Below are 17,939 nucleotides of genomic sequence, written 5' to 3'. Positions count from 1 at the left end.
TAATAAGGCTTGTCTAAGGAAAGGAATGAAGTGATTTGGAAACTTTACCATGGTGGGTGTATCTTGTAATTGTTGGGATTGTACTAAGTGGCTACATGGTTTTATATACTTCGAAAAAAGAGCAAGATATGGATAATGAGTTTATCGAAAAAGAAGGCGAAGTATATATGAAGCGCTTAGAAGAAGAGCGCGAGAAACGTAATCAGGATAGTGATAAAGATTCGGTATTGCTTTAATAAAAATTTTGAAAGGCTACCACCTAGTAGGATTTTACATCTAGGTGGTAGCTTTTTTTCTTCTGGGGGAGCAGTATATGTTCATCAAGCTAAGGGTATATTAGTTTAATTTTACATGTATAAGAGAGTCATCATAAAATTTTATTGATGGTATTTATATATATTTTTACTCATAAGAATGGAACTAGCGGGGATTTTACTGGGGGGATTAACAATGCATAGGGATGAAACTTCATTACATCCTGATACAGGCGTTACGTCTGTAATGTTTGTTGAGCGTTCATTAAATGAAATTCGTTTTTGGTCTAGAATCATGAAGGAGCATTCTTTTTTTCTTCGATTGGGATTTAGATGTGAGGATACTCAATTAATTGAAGAGGCGAATCAATTTTATCGGTTGTTTGAACATATTGAACAAATAGCGCATTCCTATACAAATGAAACAGATCCTGAGCAAATAAAAAGATTTAATGCAGAAGTACAACAAGCCGCAACTAATATTTGGGGATTTAAACGAAAAATTTTAGGATTAATTCTCACATGTAAATTGCCAGGACAAAATAACTTTCCACTTTTAGTTGACCATACAAGTAGGGAAGCTGATTATTTTAGAAAACGTTTAATACAATTAAATGAAGGTAAATTAGATGCCCTTCCTGATGCTATTATTAAAGAAAATGTTTTCTTTTTAAGGATTATGGCAGACCATGCTAAATTTATTGGCCATCTTCTTGATCCGTCGGAAAGAAAGCTTGTAGATACAGCACGAAATTTTAGCAATGATTTTGATGAATTGATGTATCAAGCAATTGACTTAGAATCTATGAAACCACAATCCCAAACAGCTCCTCTTTTAGATCAATTTTTAGATCAAAATCGCGTGTCAGTTGCATCTCTTCGGGATTTTAAGAAAACAGCACGTGATTTAATTGAGCAATGTAAAATAAAGAGCATTATTCATCCATTATTAGCAGACCATGTTTTTCGTGAAGCTGATAGATTTCTTGAAATCATTGATATGTATGATGTTCATCTTACAAATATTCAATCACAACCTAGATATTAGAAGATAAGGAAAGATACTATTTTTCCTTAAGCTGAGAAGTTAACAATTTATTGTTAGCTTCTTTTCTTTGTGATTAAAATTTTCTTTTAAGGACTACATAAATCCTTTTGACCAAATATGTAATTCTTTGTAAAATGTTATATATGGAAAGATTATGAATATACAGGAAATCTATGGGTAGTAGATTCTAATAAATTACTCGGGGGAAATTTATTAATTAAGTATATTAACTTTTTCACATTAAATTTTACAACTAAAGGGGTAGTAGTAATCATGAAGGCAAAGAAATTAGTAAGTTTAGCATTACCAGTTATGTTATTGAGCGGTTGTATTACAATTGAAACGGATGGTAAGAAAGCTAATGAACCAAAGAAAGAAGAAACACAACAGGTAGAGAAAGAAAATAAGGCTTCTGAAAAAGAGAGTAAGTCAACTGATAGCAAGAAAGAAGATAGCTTATCTGTAGCGAAAGGTGAAGGTACAAACAGTAGTTCATCAAGTAGTCAACAAAGTTCCTCTTCTAATTCTTCAACTGGTAAGGTAACTGGTTCTGATGTTGAAAGGTATAAGGCAGATATCATAAACAGTGCTACTCAAATTGAAGATACAATGAAATTAATTGAAGGAATAGCAGATTCAGATGTAAAATCATACAAACAAAAGAAAAGTGAAGTACAACTAAGTTTAGGTGGAGCAAAGGCAACAACGAAGAAACTGAAGAATTTACAAGCGCCCCCTGAGTTACAGGGAGAACAGGCGAAGATAAAGCAATCGATGGAACTGTATGCGGATTGTTTTCAACTTCTCTTTGATGCATTGGACCAAGAAGACGAAAGTAAAATGCATCAATCAGTAAGTAAGGCACAAGAAGGTTCGAAACTGTTTGAAGAGGCAGCGAAGAGTATTGGTAGTAAAACCAACTAAAAATAAAGTATTTAAAGGGGTATTTGTAAGTGCAGTTGGTGCAAGTGAAGAGTTAGGAATTAGTTATGGAAACACATTACAAATTTATCAAATGGACGATAATGTTCGTATTCGATATGTAAAACAATAAATAATTGGTGAAAAACTCTGTAATAAATTTTACAGGGTTTTTTATTAGTTTTAATTTAATTTCTTCATTATCTTTCCAGACGCTGTCCATACTAGTATAAGTCGAGAAATGAACAAAACGATAATGATAGGAAGATAATGTAACTACATAGTAACTGTAACCATCTAAAGCCCAATTCATACACTATGGTGGAGGATTTTTACTTCATAACCGGATGAAAAAGGAGTGTAATCATGAAGAAACGTACTGTTAATGAAGCAGGAAGGAATGTGCCACAACCAATCCGCAGCGACGGAGCAGGTGCGATTGATTCTGGACCTCGTAATGTTATGCGGGATATTCAAAATCCGAATATGCTTGTTCCGCCTATAACGGATGCAGGGTTAGTTCCTAACTTGAAGTTTTCATTCTCGGACACTTCTATGATTTTGAAACAAGGCGGGTGGTCTCGGGAGATTACTGCTCGGGAACTACCGGTTTCGACGACGATTGCCGGAGTAAATATGAGTTTAACGGCCGGTGGAGTACGAGAACTACATTGGCATAAAGAAGCAGAATGGGCGTATATGCTTTTAGGACGGGCACGCATAACGGCTGTTGATCAAAATGGGCGGAATTTTATTGCTGATGTTGGACCAGGTGATCTTTGGTATTTTCCACCTGGTATTCCACATTCCATTCAAGGATTGGAACATTGTGAATTTCTACTCGTTTTCGATGATGGGCATTTTTCAGATTTATCTACTTTAGCTATTTCTGATTGGTTTGCACATACGCCGAAAGAAGTGCTATCGGCTAACTTCGGAGTGCCGGAAAGTGCTTTTCATTCCATTCCTTCAGAGCAAGTGTATATTTATCAGGGAGAGGTACCAGGTTCGCTTGAGAGTCAGGAAGTTCAGTCGCCGAAAGGAGAAGTTCCTTTAACGTTCAAGTACGAACTTTTAAAACAAAAACCGATTAAGACTCCTGGTGGGAGCGTTCGAATTGTCGACTCTACGAATTTTCCTATTTCAAAAACAATCGCAGCAGCGCTCGTTGAAGTGGAGCCTGGTGGAATGAGAGAGCTTCATTGGCACCCGAATAATGATGAGTGGCAATATTATCTTACCGGGGAAGCGAGAATGACTGTGTTTCTTGGAAATGGTACAGCTCGAACATTTGATTATAGAGCTGGTGATGTCGGATATGTACCATTTGCGACGGGGCATTATATCCAAAATACAGGTGACGAAACATTATGGTTTTTAGAGATGTTCAGAAGCAATCGTTTTGAAGATGTATCGTTAAATCAATGGATGGCACTGACTCCTAAAGAAATAGTGGAGAGTAATATACATGTTGGGCCGCAAGTAATGGATTCTCTGCGTAAAGAGAAATCGCCTGTTGTGAAATATCCGGGATTTTCATATAGTCCGAAAAATGATGAGTAAAATGAAAATTTACGTTATTCTTTCTGGAGACTGATAAGAAGGGATGGCGTATTTTTTATGCCTAATCTAGTCTTTATCCCGCTATTTGCCGGGCAGTAAGACCCACCTCAAAATTCAGCGGAATCAAAGAAGTTAGGTGGGGCGCGGGCTGTCCGTAAAAGCCCGATTAGTGAGGGCTGATTAAAGTTTCACTTTATTAGTATCCGTCCCTTGTATTATTGTTCGGGAAATTATTATTGGAGCATAGTATAGGGAAGATACATATAAAATAGCGCCATTATAAGCTGTAACGCATAAGTTGCGCAGGAAATGCAACGATAACTAGCTTTACTCTTCATCATTTATTTGAACATAATGGGCATAGAGAGGTGATAAACACAGTATGATTTTTAGTGAGCGTTTAAAAGAAGAAAGAGAAAAAAGAAATTGGTCGCAAAATGATTTGGCTGAAAAAATTCATGTAAGTAGGCAGTCGGTTTCGAAATGGGAGACGGGAAAGAACTATCCGAGCATTGAAATTATTATTCATTTAAGTGATTTATTCAGTATTACGATTGATGAATTGTTAAGGAGTGACGAAGAGTTGACGCAAAAAGTAATTGAAGATAGTAAACAATTAGCATATCCAAAATGGAAGGTGTTTTTCGATAGTCTATTCACGCTTGGAGTATTTTTGTTTCTTATCAAAATCGTTGTATGGATGCTAAATAAGTTTGCAGGAGCAAGTATTACAATTGTAGCAGATGCGCCATATGTAATGAATCTTTTGTCCCTTGTATTCATGATTATAGGTGGTATAGGTTCCGATAAGTTGAAGAAAATATATAAATAGAGGAAAGATTTGAAAGAAATCCCCGACACTAGCTGTTCTTTTCACTTAAATTGTGTACTATAAAGGATAGGATGACATAAAGAAGGGGACGTATAGAATGGAATTTCATGAACAGAAAATTTTGCCGGCAGTGAGGCAAATTAAAGATTTGGAAAAGCTATTACATAGTTCGTATGAATATATCGTTATTTTAGATATTCATGTCGGCCAATTGAAGAGTGTTATATCACTTGCGAAGCAATATTGTAAAAAGGTGTTTTTACATGTGGATTTAATTCATGGTTTGCAGAGTGATGGGCATGCGACGGAATATTTATGTCAGGAGTTTAGACCGTACGGGTTACTTTCAACAAAGGCGAGCGTTATTATGAAGGCGAAGCAAAAAGGTGTTGTGGCAATACAACGCATCTTTTTAATCGATTCGAGTGCGATGGAGAAGAGCTGCAATCTTTTAGATAAGACGAAACCGGATTATATTGAGGTACTTCCTGGAGCATTAACGGATGTTATCGCTGAAGTGAAAGAGCGTACTGGTGTACCGATTTTAGCAGGTGGTTTTATTCGTACTGTAGAAGATGTGGAAAGAGCATTAAATGCTGGTGCGACAGCAATTACGACATCAAAACGTGAACTATGGAAACATTACCAAAAAAAGTGACGAAAATGTGAATTTTTTCGTTGACACCGCTTTCATTTGCGGTTAACATTATAGACAAGTTAATAAACGTGACGGAGAAAAGTAGAGATCCACATTTCATTGTTTCTATATAAATTTATATAGAAGCGTGCAAGCTGTGGGTCTTTTTCTTTTGACAAAAACGAATGGCCATTCATTTTACCTCTATCACATTTGAAAGCGTTTAAATTGATTGTGGAGGGATACTATGTCAGCATTTTTAGGAGAGTTAATAGGGACTGCGTTGTTAATCGTACTTGGTGGCGGCGTTTGTGCTGGTGTAAGTTTAAAGAAATCGTTTGCGAAAGATTCAGGTTGGATTGTTATTACAATGGGCTGGGGCTTAGCAGTAGCGGTTGCAGCGTATGCGGTTGGATCAATTAGTGGGGCACATTTGAATCCAGCTTTAACGATAGGACTAGCATTTAAGGGAGCGTTCCCATGGAGTGACGTACCAGGTTATATCGTAGCACAAATGATTGGGGCAATTATCGGGGCAGTTATCGTATATTTACATTACTTACCACACTGGAAAGAAACAGAAGATCCAGGAACAAAGTTAGGTGTATTTGCAACAGGTCCAGCAATTCCGAACACATTTGCAAACCTTTTAAGTGAAATGATTGGAACATTCGTTTTAGTATTTGGTATATTAGCAATTGGTGCAAATAAATTTGCAGATGGATTAAATCCATTTATCGTAGGTTTCTTAATTGTAAGTATTGGTTTATCATTAGGTGGGACAACAGGATACGCAATTAACCCAGCACGTGATTTAGGTCCGCGTATCGCACACTTCTTCCTCCCGATTGCAGGAAAAGGCGGTTCAAACTGGAAGTATGCATGGATTCCAGTAGTAGGTCCAATTTTAGGTGGATCACTTGCAGGTTTATTCCATCAAGTTGTATTTGAAGGAAAACAAAATTCAGCACTTATTTATGTGATTATCGCAACTGTGATTGTACTAGCAATCTCTTATATGACAAGTAAAAAAAGCGGAAGCAATACAAATAGTAGAAAAGTAGCATAAGGGGGAAACCGATATGAAAAAATATATTCTTTCATTAGACCAAGGAACAACAAGCTCACGTGCAATTTTATTCAATAAAAAAGGTGAAATTGTTCATTCAGCTCAAAAAGAGTTTACACAACATTTTCCAAAGCCGGGCTGGGTAGAGCATAATGCACAAGAAATTTGGGGATCTATTTTAGCAGTTATCGCAACTTGCTTAAGCGAAGCAGATGTAAAACCAGAACAAATCGCTGGTATCGGTATTACGAACCAACGTGAAACAACGGTTGTATGGGATAAAACAACTAGTAAACCAATTTACAACGCAATCGTATGGCAATCTCGCCAAACAGCTGAAATTTGTGATGAGTTAAAAGAAAAAGGTTATAGCGAAATGGTTCGCGAAAAAACAGGTCTTTTAATTGATGCATACTTCTCTGGAACGAAAGTAAAGTGGATTTTAGATAACGTTGAAGGTGCAAGAGAGAAAGCAGAAAACGGCGATCTATTATTCGGAACAATTGATTCATGGCTTGTATGGAAACTATCTGGTGGTAAAGCACACGTAACAGATTACTCAAACGCATCACGTACGTTAATGTTTAACATTCACGACTTACAGTGGGATGATGAGCTTCTAGACATGTTAACAGTACCAAAGAGTATGCTTCCAGAAGTACGTCCATCATCTGAAATATATGGAGAAACAATTGATTACCACTTCTTCGGTCAAAATGTACCGATTGCAGGTGTAGCTGGTGACCAACAAGCAGCATTATTTGGACAAGCTTGTTTCGGTGAAGGTATGGCGAAGAACACTTACGGAACTGGTTGCTTCATGTTAATGAACACAGGTGAAAAGGCAGTAGCTTCTGAGCATGGTCTATTAACAACAATTGCATGGGGAATAGATGGTAAAGTAAACTACGCATTAGAAGGAAGTATTTTCGTAGCAGGTTCTGCAATTCAGTGGTTACGTGACGGAATGCGCATGTTTAAAGATGCAAGTGAGAGTGAAGTATATGCTTCTCGCGTTGAATCAACTGACGGTGTATACGTTGTACCAGCATTCGTTGGACTAGGAACACCTTACTGGGATAGTGAAGTACGCGGCGCTATGTTTGGTGTAACACGCGGTACGACGAAAGAGCATTTCATTCGTGCAACGCTAGAATCTTTAGCTTACCAAACGAAAGATGTATTATGCGCAATGGAAGCAGATTCAGGTATTGAACTGAAAACATTACGCGTTGATGGCGGAGCGGTTAAAAATAACTTCTTAATGAAGTTCCAAAGTGATATTTTAGATGTTCCTGTAGAGCGTCCGGTGATCAACGAAACGACAGCTTTAGGTGCAGCATACTTAGCTGGTCTTGCGGTTGGATATTGGAAAAACCAAGATGAAATTAAATCACAGTGGCATATGGACAAACGCTTTGAACCAACGATGGAAGCGGAAACAAGCGAAGAGCTGTATGCTGGATGGAAAAAGGCAATTGAAGCAACAAAAGCTTTCAAATAATCATAAACAGTGTTATAATGGTGACAAGTTAATAATTCGGTAGGAGATTTGGAGAGACCACAACGCGCTATAGAGGCGAAATCTATAGCGGAGTTTGTGGTCTCTTTTTTCGTTATCAAAGGGAGGAATTACCATGAAATTTTCAAGTAAACAACGTAAAGACGTATTAAACGGAGTAAATAAACAAGAGTTAGATGTGATCGTAATTGGTGGAGGTATTACTGGTTCTGGTATTGCATTAGATGGAGCAACACGCGGGTTATCAACAATTGTGTTTGAAATGCAGGACTTTGCAGCAGGTACATCAAGTCGTTCAACGAAGCTTGTACACGGTGGTCTACGTTATTTAAAACAACTTGAAGTGAAAATGGTAGCAGAGGTGGGTAAAGAGCGTGCGATCGTATATGAGAACGGTCCCCATGTAACAACACCAGAGTGGATGTTACTTCCGTTCCATACAGGCGGTACGTTCGGATCATTTAGTACATCAATTGGTCTTCGTGTATACGACTTCTTAGCAGGTGTAAAACGAAGCGAGCGCAGAAAGATGTTTAACCGTGAAGAAACGCTAAACAAAGAGCCTCTTGTAAAAAAAGAAGGATTAAAAGGCGGCGGTTACTACGTAGAATATCGTACAGACGATGCGCGTCTTACAATTGAAGTAATGAAAGAAGCAATTGAGCACGGCGCAAAAGCTGTTAACTACGCAAAAGTAGACAGTTTCTTATATAAAGATGGAAAAGTATGCGGTGTACGTGTAATCGATTTACTAGACGGTGAAGTATACGAAGTTTACGGTAAGAAAATTGTAAACGCAGCTGGTCCTTGGGTAGATACACTTCGTGAAAAAGATAACTCGAAAAAAGGAAAAGTACTTCAGTTATCAAAAGGTGTTCACTTAGTAATTGATCAAAAACGTTTCCCGTTAGGTCAAGCGATTTACTTCGATACACCAGATAAACGTATGGTGTTCGCGATTCCTCGCGGCGGAAAAACATACGTAGGTACAACAGATACGTTCTATGATAAAGACGCAGCTGTACCACAAATGACAACAGAAGATCGCACATACATCATTAATGCGATTAACTATATGTTCCCAAGCGTAAAAATTACGGAAAAAGACATCGAATCAAGCTGGGCTGGTGTTCGTCCGTTAATTTATGAAGAAGGTAAGAGTGCATCTGAAATTTCTCGTAAAGATGAAATTTGGACTTCTGAATCTGGTTTAATTACAATCGCAGGTGGTAAATTAACTGGATACCGCAAAATGGCTGAAATGGTAGTAGATTACGTAACGAACTTATTACAAAAAGAAGGCCATAGTGCATATCCGAAGAGTACAACGAAACATATGCCAATCTCTGGTGGACATGTAGATGGTTCACACGGATTCCCAGCATTTGTTGCGAAAAAAGCAGACGAAGGTACAAAATCTGGTTTAACGAAAGTACAAGCAGAAGAGTTCGCGAAATTCTACGGCTCTAACGTTGATGTACTATTCGACTTAGCGAAAAAACATAAAGACGAAGCGAAAGAATATAACATGCCGCTAGACGTTCTAATCCCGCTTGTATACGCAATGGATTACGAAATGACAGCAAAACCAGTCGACTTCTTCGTACGCCGCAGAGGCGCTGTATTCTTCAACATCCACTGGGTATACGAGTGGAAAGAAGCAGTAATCAACTACATGGCTGCGAAACTAGGCTGGAGCAAAGAAGAACAAATGAAATATACAGCTGAACTAGAAAAAGCACTAACAGACGCTGTAATTCCTGTAGATCAACAAGAACAGGCAGCTGCGTTAGCTTAAAATAGAGAACCACCTGAAGGGGAGCCTTTAGGTGGTTTTTGTTTTATTATGCACGCACTAAAACCGTGATTATAAGTAAATAGAGTGTATTAATTTTATTTTGAATATTAAGGTTTCTAATGGGTTTATAAGCTTTTTTGCATAAAATAAAAAAAGACAGAACACTCATGAATTTCTGTCTTGTACAACCATACTTCTATGGTGGTAGTAGATGTGGTTATTGAACAATCAAATCAACAATTTAATTGAGAACCGCCCTTACCTTTTTCGCAAGCGGGGTGTTTTTCACTTTTTGTACCGCACGAAATCATTAAAACGATATGTGAAGTAACAAAGAACAAGAAGGAAACGTATGTTTCAAACGGGGACAGTTAAAATTAAATAAATTTCCATCAAAGAACACTCTTCTATTTTGTACTAGATGATTAGAAGAATTTTTATATTTGAAAATTATAATTAAGTGGGAGTATTCGGATTCTCTTCTGTCAGAATCTTTAGATAGATGTATCTCTAAAGGGAATTTTAATTTATTTATCCAGATATGTAAAATTGCATATTGGAAATTATGTGGAACTTATATACAAATTTTGGTTCGTATTGTAATATCAAGATGTCGCTAATGGAAAAAGTAAAAAAACATATTTTTTGTAAAAATATGTTTTGTGTTGTGAAATATAAATGGCAGGAAAATGGAGTTGATTAATTGGATATTTCGGTAAATAAAGATGTAATTGTATATGAAGAAAATAATGAAATTATTCTAGTGAATATGATTAAAAATAATTTCTATGCATTAGATCACACAGGATCTGAGATTTGGAAGAAAATCGAACTTCTATCAGAAGTAACAAAGATAATTGACTCTATATTTCAAGAGTTTGATGGCGAAAGAGAAGTTATTAAGAATGAAATAATGGATTTTATTTTTAATTTAGAGAAGGCAGGGGTAATTGAGATTGATAAGTAAGTTTAAGAATTTGAATACATACATATACTTGTTAGTATTATTAGTAAAATTCGACATGGAATTATCAAGAAATGGATTTAATAATACATTTAAAAGATATGCATATAAACATCTTAATATAAGGGATATAAAATGGGACAAGGAATCTATAGAAAAAACTAAAAGTGAAATCGAAAGAATATTCCATATATTAGATGTTGTTTGTGTTTGGTATCCAAGAAAGGCCGATTGCATACATAAAACTTTACTAGGCTATAAAATCATTAGAAAAAATTTCGCAATACCAGTTGAGATGGTTATAGGGATTAAAAAATTTCCTTTTGAGGCTCACGCATGGTTACAGTGCAATGGTGATAATTTTTTTGATGACCAAGAAGAAACAAGTCGATATAACATTATATTGGATTCGAGGGAATTAAAGAAGGAGGATTTAAAATGAAATGGTTTTTGGTATCCGTTTCTTCTAAGGAAAAAGATTTTAAAAATCTAAGTATAAAGAATACTATTTTTGATGAATTTAAAATAAAAGTTGAAGAAAATTATGGAATGAAAAATCATTTTGAATTTTTTGCCGCCAATAGCCATAAGAATATAAACACTAAATTTGAATTTGGTGACATATTAATTATTGGGGATATTGTATTACATAACAAAAGAGAGCTTATAAGGAAATATAATCTTTCAATATCGTTAGATGAAGACGTAGAAAGTGAATATATCATTAGTTATTTATACAAAGAAAAAGGGATTGAATTTATAAAAGATTTGGTAGGCGAATTCTCATTTGTACTGTATGATCAAGCGAAGCAAAAAACATTTGCAGTAAGAGATCATATAGGGGTGAAAACTTTATTTTGGGTTAAGCATAAGGATGAATACGTTTTAGCAAGTGATATTTTCTTATTAAAGAGTTACTTTGATTTTAAAGATATAAATTATAACTATTTCAAAGAATTTCATGAGAGAAACGGAATAATTGATACAACAGATACACCCTATAATAATATTTTTAGAATCCCTAGTGGATGTTATTTAAACATAAATCAGGACGTATCTAAAGTGCAAACATATTGGGATTTATCTAAAGTTTCTGGAACAATATTATATAAGACTGAGGAAGATTATTTCAGAAAATTTTCAGATTTATTATTTCAAGCTGTAAAAGATAGGCTAGATAAAGAGGAAGGAAACGCAATAATGTTGAGTGGAGGGATGGATTCTACCTCGTTGTACGCAGCTTCCAAAATTATTGCGAAGGAAGAAAAAAAACTCCATATTTCATCAGTTAGTGCAGTTTTTGATGAATTGAAGAATTGTGATGAAAGAGAATATATTAATGAATTAACTCACAAATATAATGATGAAGGAATATATTTAAATTTAGATAATACATTGATGTTTGAAAAATTCCCTAATGATGACCCTTTTACTTTTGAACCGAATGTAAATTCAATATCTTTTAATTTCACATATAATACTGTGAAAAAATCAGTTGAGAATAACTTAGTTAACATATTGAGTGGCTTCGCGGGTGATCATCTATTAAAAGGTTCCTTACATACAACTCGAGATTTTTTTAATAAAGGACAACTGAAAAAAACATTTTCTTGGATTACTGATTATTCTATAACTACAAATACATCAGCCCTTAAAAATTTTTATAACTGTGTACTATCTCCTGATTTAGCCAAAGAATTTATTGGGAATACAGATAGTAATTATTATAAGTTTATGAATAAAAAAATGAGAAATATTAAACGTTTTCACCAAAAGGAATTATATTACCAAATTACTAATGCTAAAGCGCACTTATATATAGATAGGGTAATAGGTGCTGCAGTAGGTGCAGATATTAGTCATCCGTTTTTAGACAGAAGATTAATCGAATTCGTTTACAAAATCCCCGGTGAATTTAGATTTTCAACTGAAACTACTAAATATATATTAAGAAAATCAATGGAGAAATACTTAACTCCAAATATTGTTAATAAAATTAATAAAACAACTCACTTAGATTATACTTATAAAAGCATTCGAAAGAATTGGGATAAAATATACAGATTAATGGAAAATCCGATGATTGTAGAGAAGCTTAACCTGCTTTCGCATGAAGAGTGGCACGAGGAACTCGCAAAATGGAGAAATGGTCTTGAAAATAGAAAAGATTTTTGGACATTATTTTGTATTGAAATATGGTTTATAAAGTATCAACAAAGGTTAAATCAAAATAATTAGTAGAAAATATATCAAATAAATAACGCAATATTTTTATATATGAAATTAATGTTAACTAATTTTTTGTGAATTTATAATGAATATATTTAATTAAAATTAGTATAAAACTATTGCGTTATTTATCAAAAAACAATAAGGGAGATTGATTTAAATGAAAACATTTGTAAAACCTTCAATGGTGAATTGTGGTAAAAGTGAAAGTGTAATTAAAGGAGATTGCTCTTGGGGGAAAGAAAATTTCGCATTAGATGAAACAGGAGCGTACTATACGAAAAAAAGAAAATATGTACATGCTGGTTGGCTTCCAGGATATAAAGAAGTATTTAAATGTGCGGTTGTAGATGGTTGTAGTTCTGACTCTAACCAATGCTAAAAATAAATAAATAATTATTTTATTAAGCAAAAATATACAGGTGAATAGCGCAATATGTATATTTATTGGTAACAGATTTTTCGAAATGCACAATATGTCAAGAATGTAATTGAAATATAGTTAGAAATTATTTGAAGTTATTATACTCATAAAACTAAAGGGGATAAGTTAAATGAAAACATTTGTAAAACCTTCAATGGTGAATTGTGGTAAAAGTGAAAGTGTAATTAAAGGAGATTGCTCTTGGGGGAAAGAAAATTTCGCATTAGATGAAACAGGAGCGTACTATACGAAAAAAAGAAAATATGTACATGCTGGTTGGCTTCCAGGATATAAAGAAGTATTTAAATGTGCAGTTGTAGATGGCTGTAGTTCTGACTCTAACCAATGCTAAGAAATAATATGTAATTATTTAGGATTATTATACTTATAAAGTTAAAGGAGATAAGTTAAATGAAAACATTTGTAAAACCTTCAATGGTGAATTGTGGTAAAAGTGAAAGTGTAATTAAAGGAGATTGCTCTTGGGGGAAAGAAAATTTCGCATTAGACGAAACAGGAGCGTACTATACGAAAAAAAGAAAATATGTACATGCTGGTTGGCTTCCAGGATATAAAGAAGTATTTAAATGTGCGGTTGTAGATGGTTGTAGTTCCGACTCTAACCAATGCTAAATAAATTGAAAGATAATCATACCAGCTGTGTAGCTGGTATGATTGCCTAATTTTATAGTTTTTAATGAGAGGAATATTAATCCATTGATAAAACATGTTAATTTACTAAACTGATGAAACAAAAAATGTTTAATTGTTTTTAAATTTATTTTATTAGTATTCATAGGAGAATTTTAATGGTGACTTACCTTTTTATAATAATTTTAATAGTAGCAATTATTACATGCGCATACATATATATCAAAATTAAAAAAAATCAAGATTTTACCGCAAGTATTATGAGTGGATCGGAATTTAGGAAGAAGATTAATGACTATACAGGATATGCTATATGCTCAGATAGAGAAAGCTTTATACATGATTTTAATTTGTTTATAGAGTTGTTAAATATTATTAATAAAGAAAGACGATGTGTTTTAGTAGATTTATCTAATGACACACATGATTCATCTGAACTAAATATGGAACTTATTAAAATGTTAGACATTAGTTTTATTCCTTCAATTATATATATGAAAAATGGTAAGGAATTAAAAGAAATCATACATTTTGGTGAATTCGAGGAAAACTTCAATAATCAAGAAATTCTGGTAGAACTCAAAAAAAGGTTAGGGCAGGATTAAATTATGGATACAGTTTATCTAATTATGATTAAGATGTCATATGTTACTCTTGGTTTGATTTTTCTAAAAAGTGTTAGAACTAAAGTGAAAAAGCCATTTGCTTATTATATGGCTATGAAAGATTATCAAATAGTTAAAAAAGAAAAATCACTAAATGTTATTACTTCTCTATTAATTGCTTTAGAGCTATTCTTAGCATTATTATTAATAACTACAATATATTCAAATATTGTTCTAATTATAGGTTTAATAATTCAAGTGTTTTATATATTACTGATAGTAATTAACATAAACAAAGAATTTATAAATAATTGTGGTTGTTTTTCCTTAAATATGCCTAAGAAAGTAACAACAAAAAATTTAGCTGTTAATATTATTTTATTATTATCCATAGTACTGATATATGGTTGTGAGATTAGACTTTTATAATAGACCATATTTTAACATGATATATTATGCAGACTAGTTATCGATTAGGAGGAATTAGGCTTTTGAATGTTATAACATTAATATTTAGTGTGTCTGTAGGATTACTTTTTTTTATTTCGGGTTTGTTTAAATTGATTGCTATAAAAGAAGCATCTCAATCGATTGTTGAAATGAATTTAATGCCTGAAAAATTAGCATCTATATTTGGAATGTTATTCCCTTTTCTGGAGATTTTTTTAGGTGTATCCTTAATTATTTTTAATAATAATATGTTTATTAATATTATAGCGATAGGTTTGATAGTCATGTTTATTTTAATCAACTTCAAAGTAATTGTTGAAAAAAAGCAAAAGAAATGTTTTTGTTTTGGAAAAATAATAGAGACTAAACTTGGTTATGGTGGATTAATTCAATGTCTACTATTATTGCTTAGTATTATTCCAAATATAATATTTAATGGCACAAATTTAAGCACAGTATTGACTCATAAGGAGCATTTAATGTATGGACTAGAAATTATTATAATTTCTGTATTTTGGACAATAACATTAATATTAATTCGATTAATATTTGAAATTATATTTCCTAATAAATTATCTAATTAAGTTGTAATTGGAGGAGCAATAATGGATATAAATCATCAAATAATAATTTCATTACTTATTATTATAACGATACAAACAGCCTTACATATAATTACAATTTTAAAATTAAAATGGGGTCAAGTAGTTCAGGGGGGACTAGAAATCGGAGACAAGATTCCAAACGTTGATTTTAACAATGTTGATGGAGACGTAAAGGGGATTTACGATAATGTATTAGGAAATAAAAATACACTTGTTTTTTTAGATCTAGATTGCAAAGAATGTAATAAAGTTTTTAGCTCGTTAGATGTTTTTAATATTAGCTACCTAAGTGAAATTAAACTAGTTTTAATAAAAACAGAAAAAAATTTCAAATATATGAGCAATAGTGTTTATAAGGATAGAGCATTATTTATTGATGAAGATATTATTATTAATAAATTCAATATTGATGTATTTCCTTTTGCAATGAGAGTGGATGAAAGTGGTAAAGTTGAAGAGAATAGTCATATTACTAAAGAAAACTTGATTAACTATATAACTTGAAAAATTAAACTAGCTAATTGAGAGGAGGATTATAGTGAAGGAGAAAAGACATAATCAATTTTGGGCATTTATAAAAACTCAGAAATATTTTCTAGGTTATATATATAGAGAGCATCCTTTGAGTTTAATCTTATTTTGTATATTATCACTTATTACCGCTACTATTCCACCAATTTTAATCATTTTAAATAAACAAACCATTGACACGATTACTAATATACATAATAACCCTGATGCTCAAGAAGTTGTAATAATTTTGTTGGTAGTAACTTTTTTATTGCAGTACTTCTCTTCTGTATTAAGTAATATAGGAATATATATATTTACTCGTATTACCCAGACTGTTAATTATGTTCTAAAAAAAATAATGTTAACAAAATTGATTAAAATACCATTAAAAGAATATGAAGATAGTAGTTTTTTTGACACTATAAATTTAGCGAATATAGCAATAAGCGGAAATGGTGTAAGGGTAATTAGTAGTTTGATAGGGGTTTTACAAAGTTTGATTTCTTTAATTGGGATTTGTGGGATATTACTTGCGATCCATTGGATATTACCCATTGCACTATTTTTGTCTACATTGCCAGGTATTATTTTGATTTTTATAGCAAAGTCTAAAAATTATAGAATGACTAAAGAAACAGCGGCTAAAGATAGAGAACTGGGCTTTACTGATAACCTTTTTGTTGATAAAAGTGCTATCAGAGAGATAAAGATTAATGATTCGGGAGATTTTTTATTAAATAAATGGTCTAACTTATTTAAAGTTATACAAAAATATAAACTCAACTTAGCTTTATGGGAGTGCAAAACTAAATCGATTGCCGCATTACTGTTACAGGTGTCTAGTTTAGTTGTATCTTTAATACTTGTATACCAAATATTTGATAATAAGTTATCCATTGGTGACTATGTTGCTTTACTTGGGGCAGTAGCTTCTGTGCAATCAATATTTGGTTCAATTGGTTCTCATCTAGGTTCGATTTTTGAGACAGCTATCTATAATAGTGCTCTAATGCAAATATTGGATTACGATGTTAAAAATAAAAAAGAAGTAGATCCCATAGAAATTCAAAGCGTAGAAGAGATATCTTTAAAAAACATAAGTTTTTATTATCCAAAAACTAATGTTAAAGTATTGGATAATATAAACTTAAAGATTAATAAGGGAGAAAATATTTCAATTGTAGGGCATAATGGTTCTGGAAAGACTACACTAGTTAAATGTATTTTAGGCCTTTATGATGTAAGTGATGGTGAAATTAGAGTAAACGAAAAAAATATTAAAGATATTAATAAAATAACTTATTTTGAAAGAGTAGCAGCAATTTTCCAGGATTTTTATAAATATAAATTTAGTTTAAGAGAAAATTTAGGATTTGGGAATCTAAAGAAGTTAAACGATGATCAGGAATTATATAATGCACTACAAAAGGTAGGGTTATATGAGAAAGTAAAAAATTATCAATTTAATCTGGATACATATTTAACTAGAGAAATACCAGATGGGAGAGAGTTATCTGGTGGAGAGTGGCAAAAATTAGCTATTGCAAGAGGGTTCTTGAAAGATTCAGATTTAATTATTTTAGATGAGCCTACTGCAGCATTAGATCCACTAAGTGAGATGAAAATTTTTGAACTTTTCAACAAATTATCTGAAAATAAAACGACAATAACTATTTCTCATAGATTAGGACCTACAAAGTATTCAGATAGAATTATTGTAATGGACAATGGGAATATAGTTGAAGAGGGAAACTACGATGAGTTGATGAATAAACGTGGAGTGTATTATGAAATGTATTTATCACAAGCCAAATGGTATGAGGAACAAATAACGCAAAATTCGATTTAAGACAT

21 protein-coding genes are annotated in these 17,939 nt (G+C 32.9%); all 21 read left to right on the top strand.

Annotation, left to right across the window (positions count from 1 at the left end; translation table 11 throughout):
• Window positions 1-35: 35 nt before the first annotated feature.
• The 21 genes from ACTFSL_RS04085 to ACTFSL_RS03985 all read left to right on the top strand — a co-directional run bounded on the left by ACTFSL_RS04085 (window position 36) and on the right by ACTFSL_RS03985 (window position 17,934).
• Entirely contained in the window at window positions 36-236 is a 201-nt protein-coding gene (locus ACTFSL_RS04085) for a sporulation YhaL family protein (protein WP_000449223.1), read from the top strand.
• 214 nt (window positions 237-450) lie between these two features.
• Complete coding sequence (locus ACTFSL_RS04080) at window positions 451-1,302, top strand: DUF2935 domain-containing protein (RefSeq protein ID WP_000554479.1); 852 nt, start codon at window positions 451-453, stop codon at window positions 1,300-1,302.
• 273 nt (window positions 1,303-1,575) lie between these two features.
• Window positions 1,576-2,226 carry a DUF7018 domain-containing (lipo)protein gene (locus tag ACTFSL_RS04075; RefSeq protein WP_088338561.1) on the top strand — a complete coding sequence of 217 codons (651 nt, stop codon included), beginning with the start codon at window positions 1,576-1,578 and terminating at the stop codon, window positions 2,224-2,226.
• Window positions 2,207-2,356, top strand: a complete 150-nt coding sequence (locus ACTFSL_RS04070; protein WP_000260576.1) for a hypothetical protein — start codon at window positions 2,207-2,209, stop codon at window positions 2,354-2,356. The genes ACTFSL_RS04075 and ACTFSL_RS04070 overlap by 20 nt, the downstream gene beginning before the upstream one ends.
• A gap of 233 nt (window positions 2,357-2,589) precedes the next feature.
• Window positions 2,590-3,786, top strand: coding sequence for an oxalate decarboxylase family bicupin (locus tag ACTFSL_RS04065; protein WP_088338560.1), 1,197 nt, complete (start codon window positions 2,590-2,592; stop codon window positions 3,784-3,786).
• Between the two features lie 382 nt (window positions 3,787-4,168).
• On the top strand, window positions 4,169-4,618 hold the full coding sequence (locus ACTFSL_RS04060) for a helix-turn-helix domain-containing protein (protein WP_088338559.1): 450 nt from the start codon (window positions 4,169-4,171) through the stop codon (window positions 4,616-4,618).
• A 97-nt stretch (window positions 4,619-4,715) separates the two neighbouring features.
• Window positions 4,716-5,276 (top strand): glycerol uptake operon antiterminator GlpP, encoded by a 561-nt coding sequence (gene glpP / locus ACTFSL_RS04055; protein ID WP_000394285.1) that lies wholly within the window; start codon window positions 4,716-4,718, stop codon window positions 5,274-5,276.
• 226 nt (window positions 5,277-5,502) lie between these two features.
• Window positions 5,503-6,324: a glycerol uptake facilitator protein GlpF gene (gene glpF / locus ACTFSL_RS04050; RefSeq protein WP_001272200.1), complete on the top strand. Its 822-nt coding sequence runs from the start codon at window positions 5,503-5,505 to the stop codon at window positions 6,322-6,324.
• Between the two features lie 13 nt (window positions 6,325-6,337).
• Window positions 6,338-7,828 carry a glycerol kinase GlpK gene (gene glpK / locus ACTFSL_RS04045; RefSeq protein ID WP_000760007.1) on the top strand — a complete coding sequence of 497 codons (1,491 nt, stop codon included), beginning with the start codon at window positions 6,338-6,340 and terminating at the stop codon, window positions 7,826-7,828.
• 133 nt (window positions 7,829-7,961) lie between these two features.
• Window positions 7,962-9,644 (top strand): aerobic glycerol-3-phosphate dehydrogenase, encoded by a 1,683-nt coding sequence (gene glpD, locus ACTFSL_RS04040; protein WP_440041206.1) that lies wholly within the window; start codon window positions 7,962-7,964, stop codon window positions 9,642-9,644.
• A 703-nt stretch (window positions 9,645-10,347) separates the two neighbouring features.
• Window positions 10,348-10,611, top strand: coding sequence for a PqqD family protein (locus ACTFSL_RS04035; protein ID WP_000355425.1), 264 nt, complete (start codon window positions 10,348-10,350; stop codon window positions 10,609-10,611).
• Window positions 10,601-11,050 carry a lasso peptide biosynthesis B2 protein gene (locus ACTFSL_RS04030; RefSeq protein ID WP_223840594.1) on the top strand — a complete coding sequence of 150 codons (450 nt, stop codon included), beginning with the start codon at window positions 10,601-10,603 and terminating at the stop codon, window positions 11,048-11,050. The genes ACTFSL_RS04035 and ACTFSL_RS04030 overlap by 11 nt, the downstream gene beginning before the upstream one ends.
• Window positions 11,047-12,846 (top strand): asparagine synthase-related protein, encoded by a 1,800-nt coding sequence (locus ACTFSL_RS04025; RefSeq protein WP_000870873.1) that lies wholly within the window; start codon window positions 11,047-11,049, stop codon window positions 12,844-12,846. Before ACTFSL_RS04030 ends, ACTFSL_RS04025 begins: the two co-directional genes overlap by 4 nt.
• 151 nt (window positions 12,847-12,997) lie before the next feature.
• Window positions 12,998-13,219 carry a hypothetical protein gene (locus ACTFSL_RS04020; RefSeq protein ID WP_000847606.1) on the top strand — a complete coding sequence of 74 codons (222 nt, stop codon included), beginning with the start codon at window positions 12,998-13,000 and terminating at the stop codon, window positions 13,217-13,219.
• A 172-nt stretch (window positions 13,220-13,391) separates the two neighbouring features.
• Window positions 13,392-13,613, top strand: coding sequence for a hypothetical protein (locus tag ACTFSL_RS04015; RefSeq protein WP_000847606.1), 222 nt, complete (start codon window positions 13,392-13,394; stop codon window positions 13,611-13,613).
• 59 nt (window positions 13,614-13,672) lie between these two features.
• A complete protein-coding gene (locus tag ACTFSL_RS04010; protein WP_000847606.1) occupies window positions 13,673-13,894 on the top strand; it encodes a hypothetical protein in 222 nt (73 codons plus the stop codon).
• A gap of 176 nt (window positions 13,895-14,070) precedes the next feature.
• Window positions 14,071-14,517 carry a hypothetical protein gene (locus tag ACTFSL_RS04005; protein ID WP_440041205.1) on the top strand — a complete coding sequence of 149 codons (447 nt, stop codon included), beginning with the start codon at window positions 14,071-14,073 and terminating at the stop codon, window positions 14,515-14,517.
• Between the two features lie 3 nt (window positions 14,518-14,520).
• The gene (locus ACTFSL_RS04000) at window positions 14,521-14,946 is read left to right on the top strand and encodes a MauE/DoxX family redox-associated membrane protein (protein ID WP_440041204.1); all 426 of its coding nucleotides are present in this window, start codon (window positions 14,521-14,523) and stop codon (window positions 14,944-14,946) included.
• 62 nt (window positions 14,947-15,008) lie between these two features.
• Window positions 15,009-15,551: a MauE/DoxX family redox-associated membrane protein gene (locus tag ACTFSL_RS03995; RefSeq protein ID WP_063535823.1), complete on the top strand. Its 543-nt coding sequence runs from the start codon at window positions 15,009-15,011 to the stop codon at window positions 15,549-15,551.
• Between the two features lie 21 nt (window positions 15,552-15,572).
• Window positions 15,573-16,076, top strand: coding sequence for a hypothetical protein (locus ACTFSL_RS03990; RefSeq protein WP_078186740.1), 504 nt, complete (start codon window positions 15,573-15,575; stop codon window positions 16,074-16,076).
• Between the two features lie 34 nt (window positions 16,077-16,110).
• A complete protein-coding gene (locus ACTFSL_RS03985; RefSeq protein ID WP_074553962.1) occupies window positions 16,111-17,934 on the top strand; it encodes an ABC transporter ATP-binding protein in 1,824 nt (607 codons plus the stop codon).
• The last annotated feature ends 5 nt before the right edge of the window (window positions 17,935-17,939 follow it).

The sequence above is a fragment of the Bacillus cereus group sp. MYBK108-1 genome, assembly GCF_051917185.1.
GTDB classification, from domain to species: Bacteria; Bacillota; Bacilli; order Bacillales; family Bacillaceae_G; genus Bacillus_A; species Bacillus_A cereus.
Note: the sequence above shows the minus strand (reverse complement) of the source record. Positions and strands in the feature narration are given on the sequence as shown.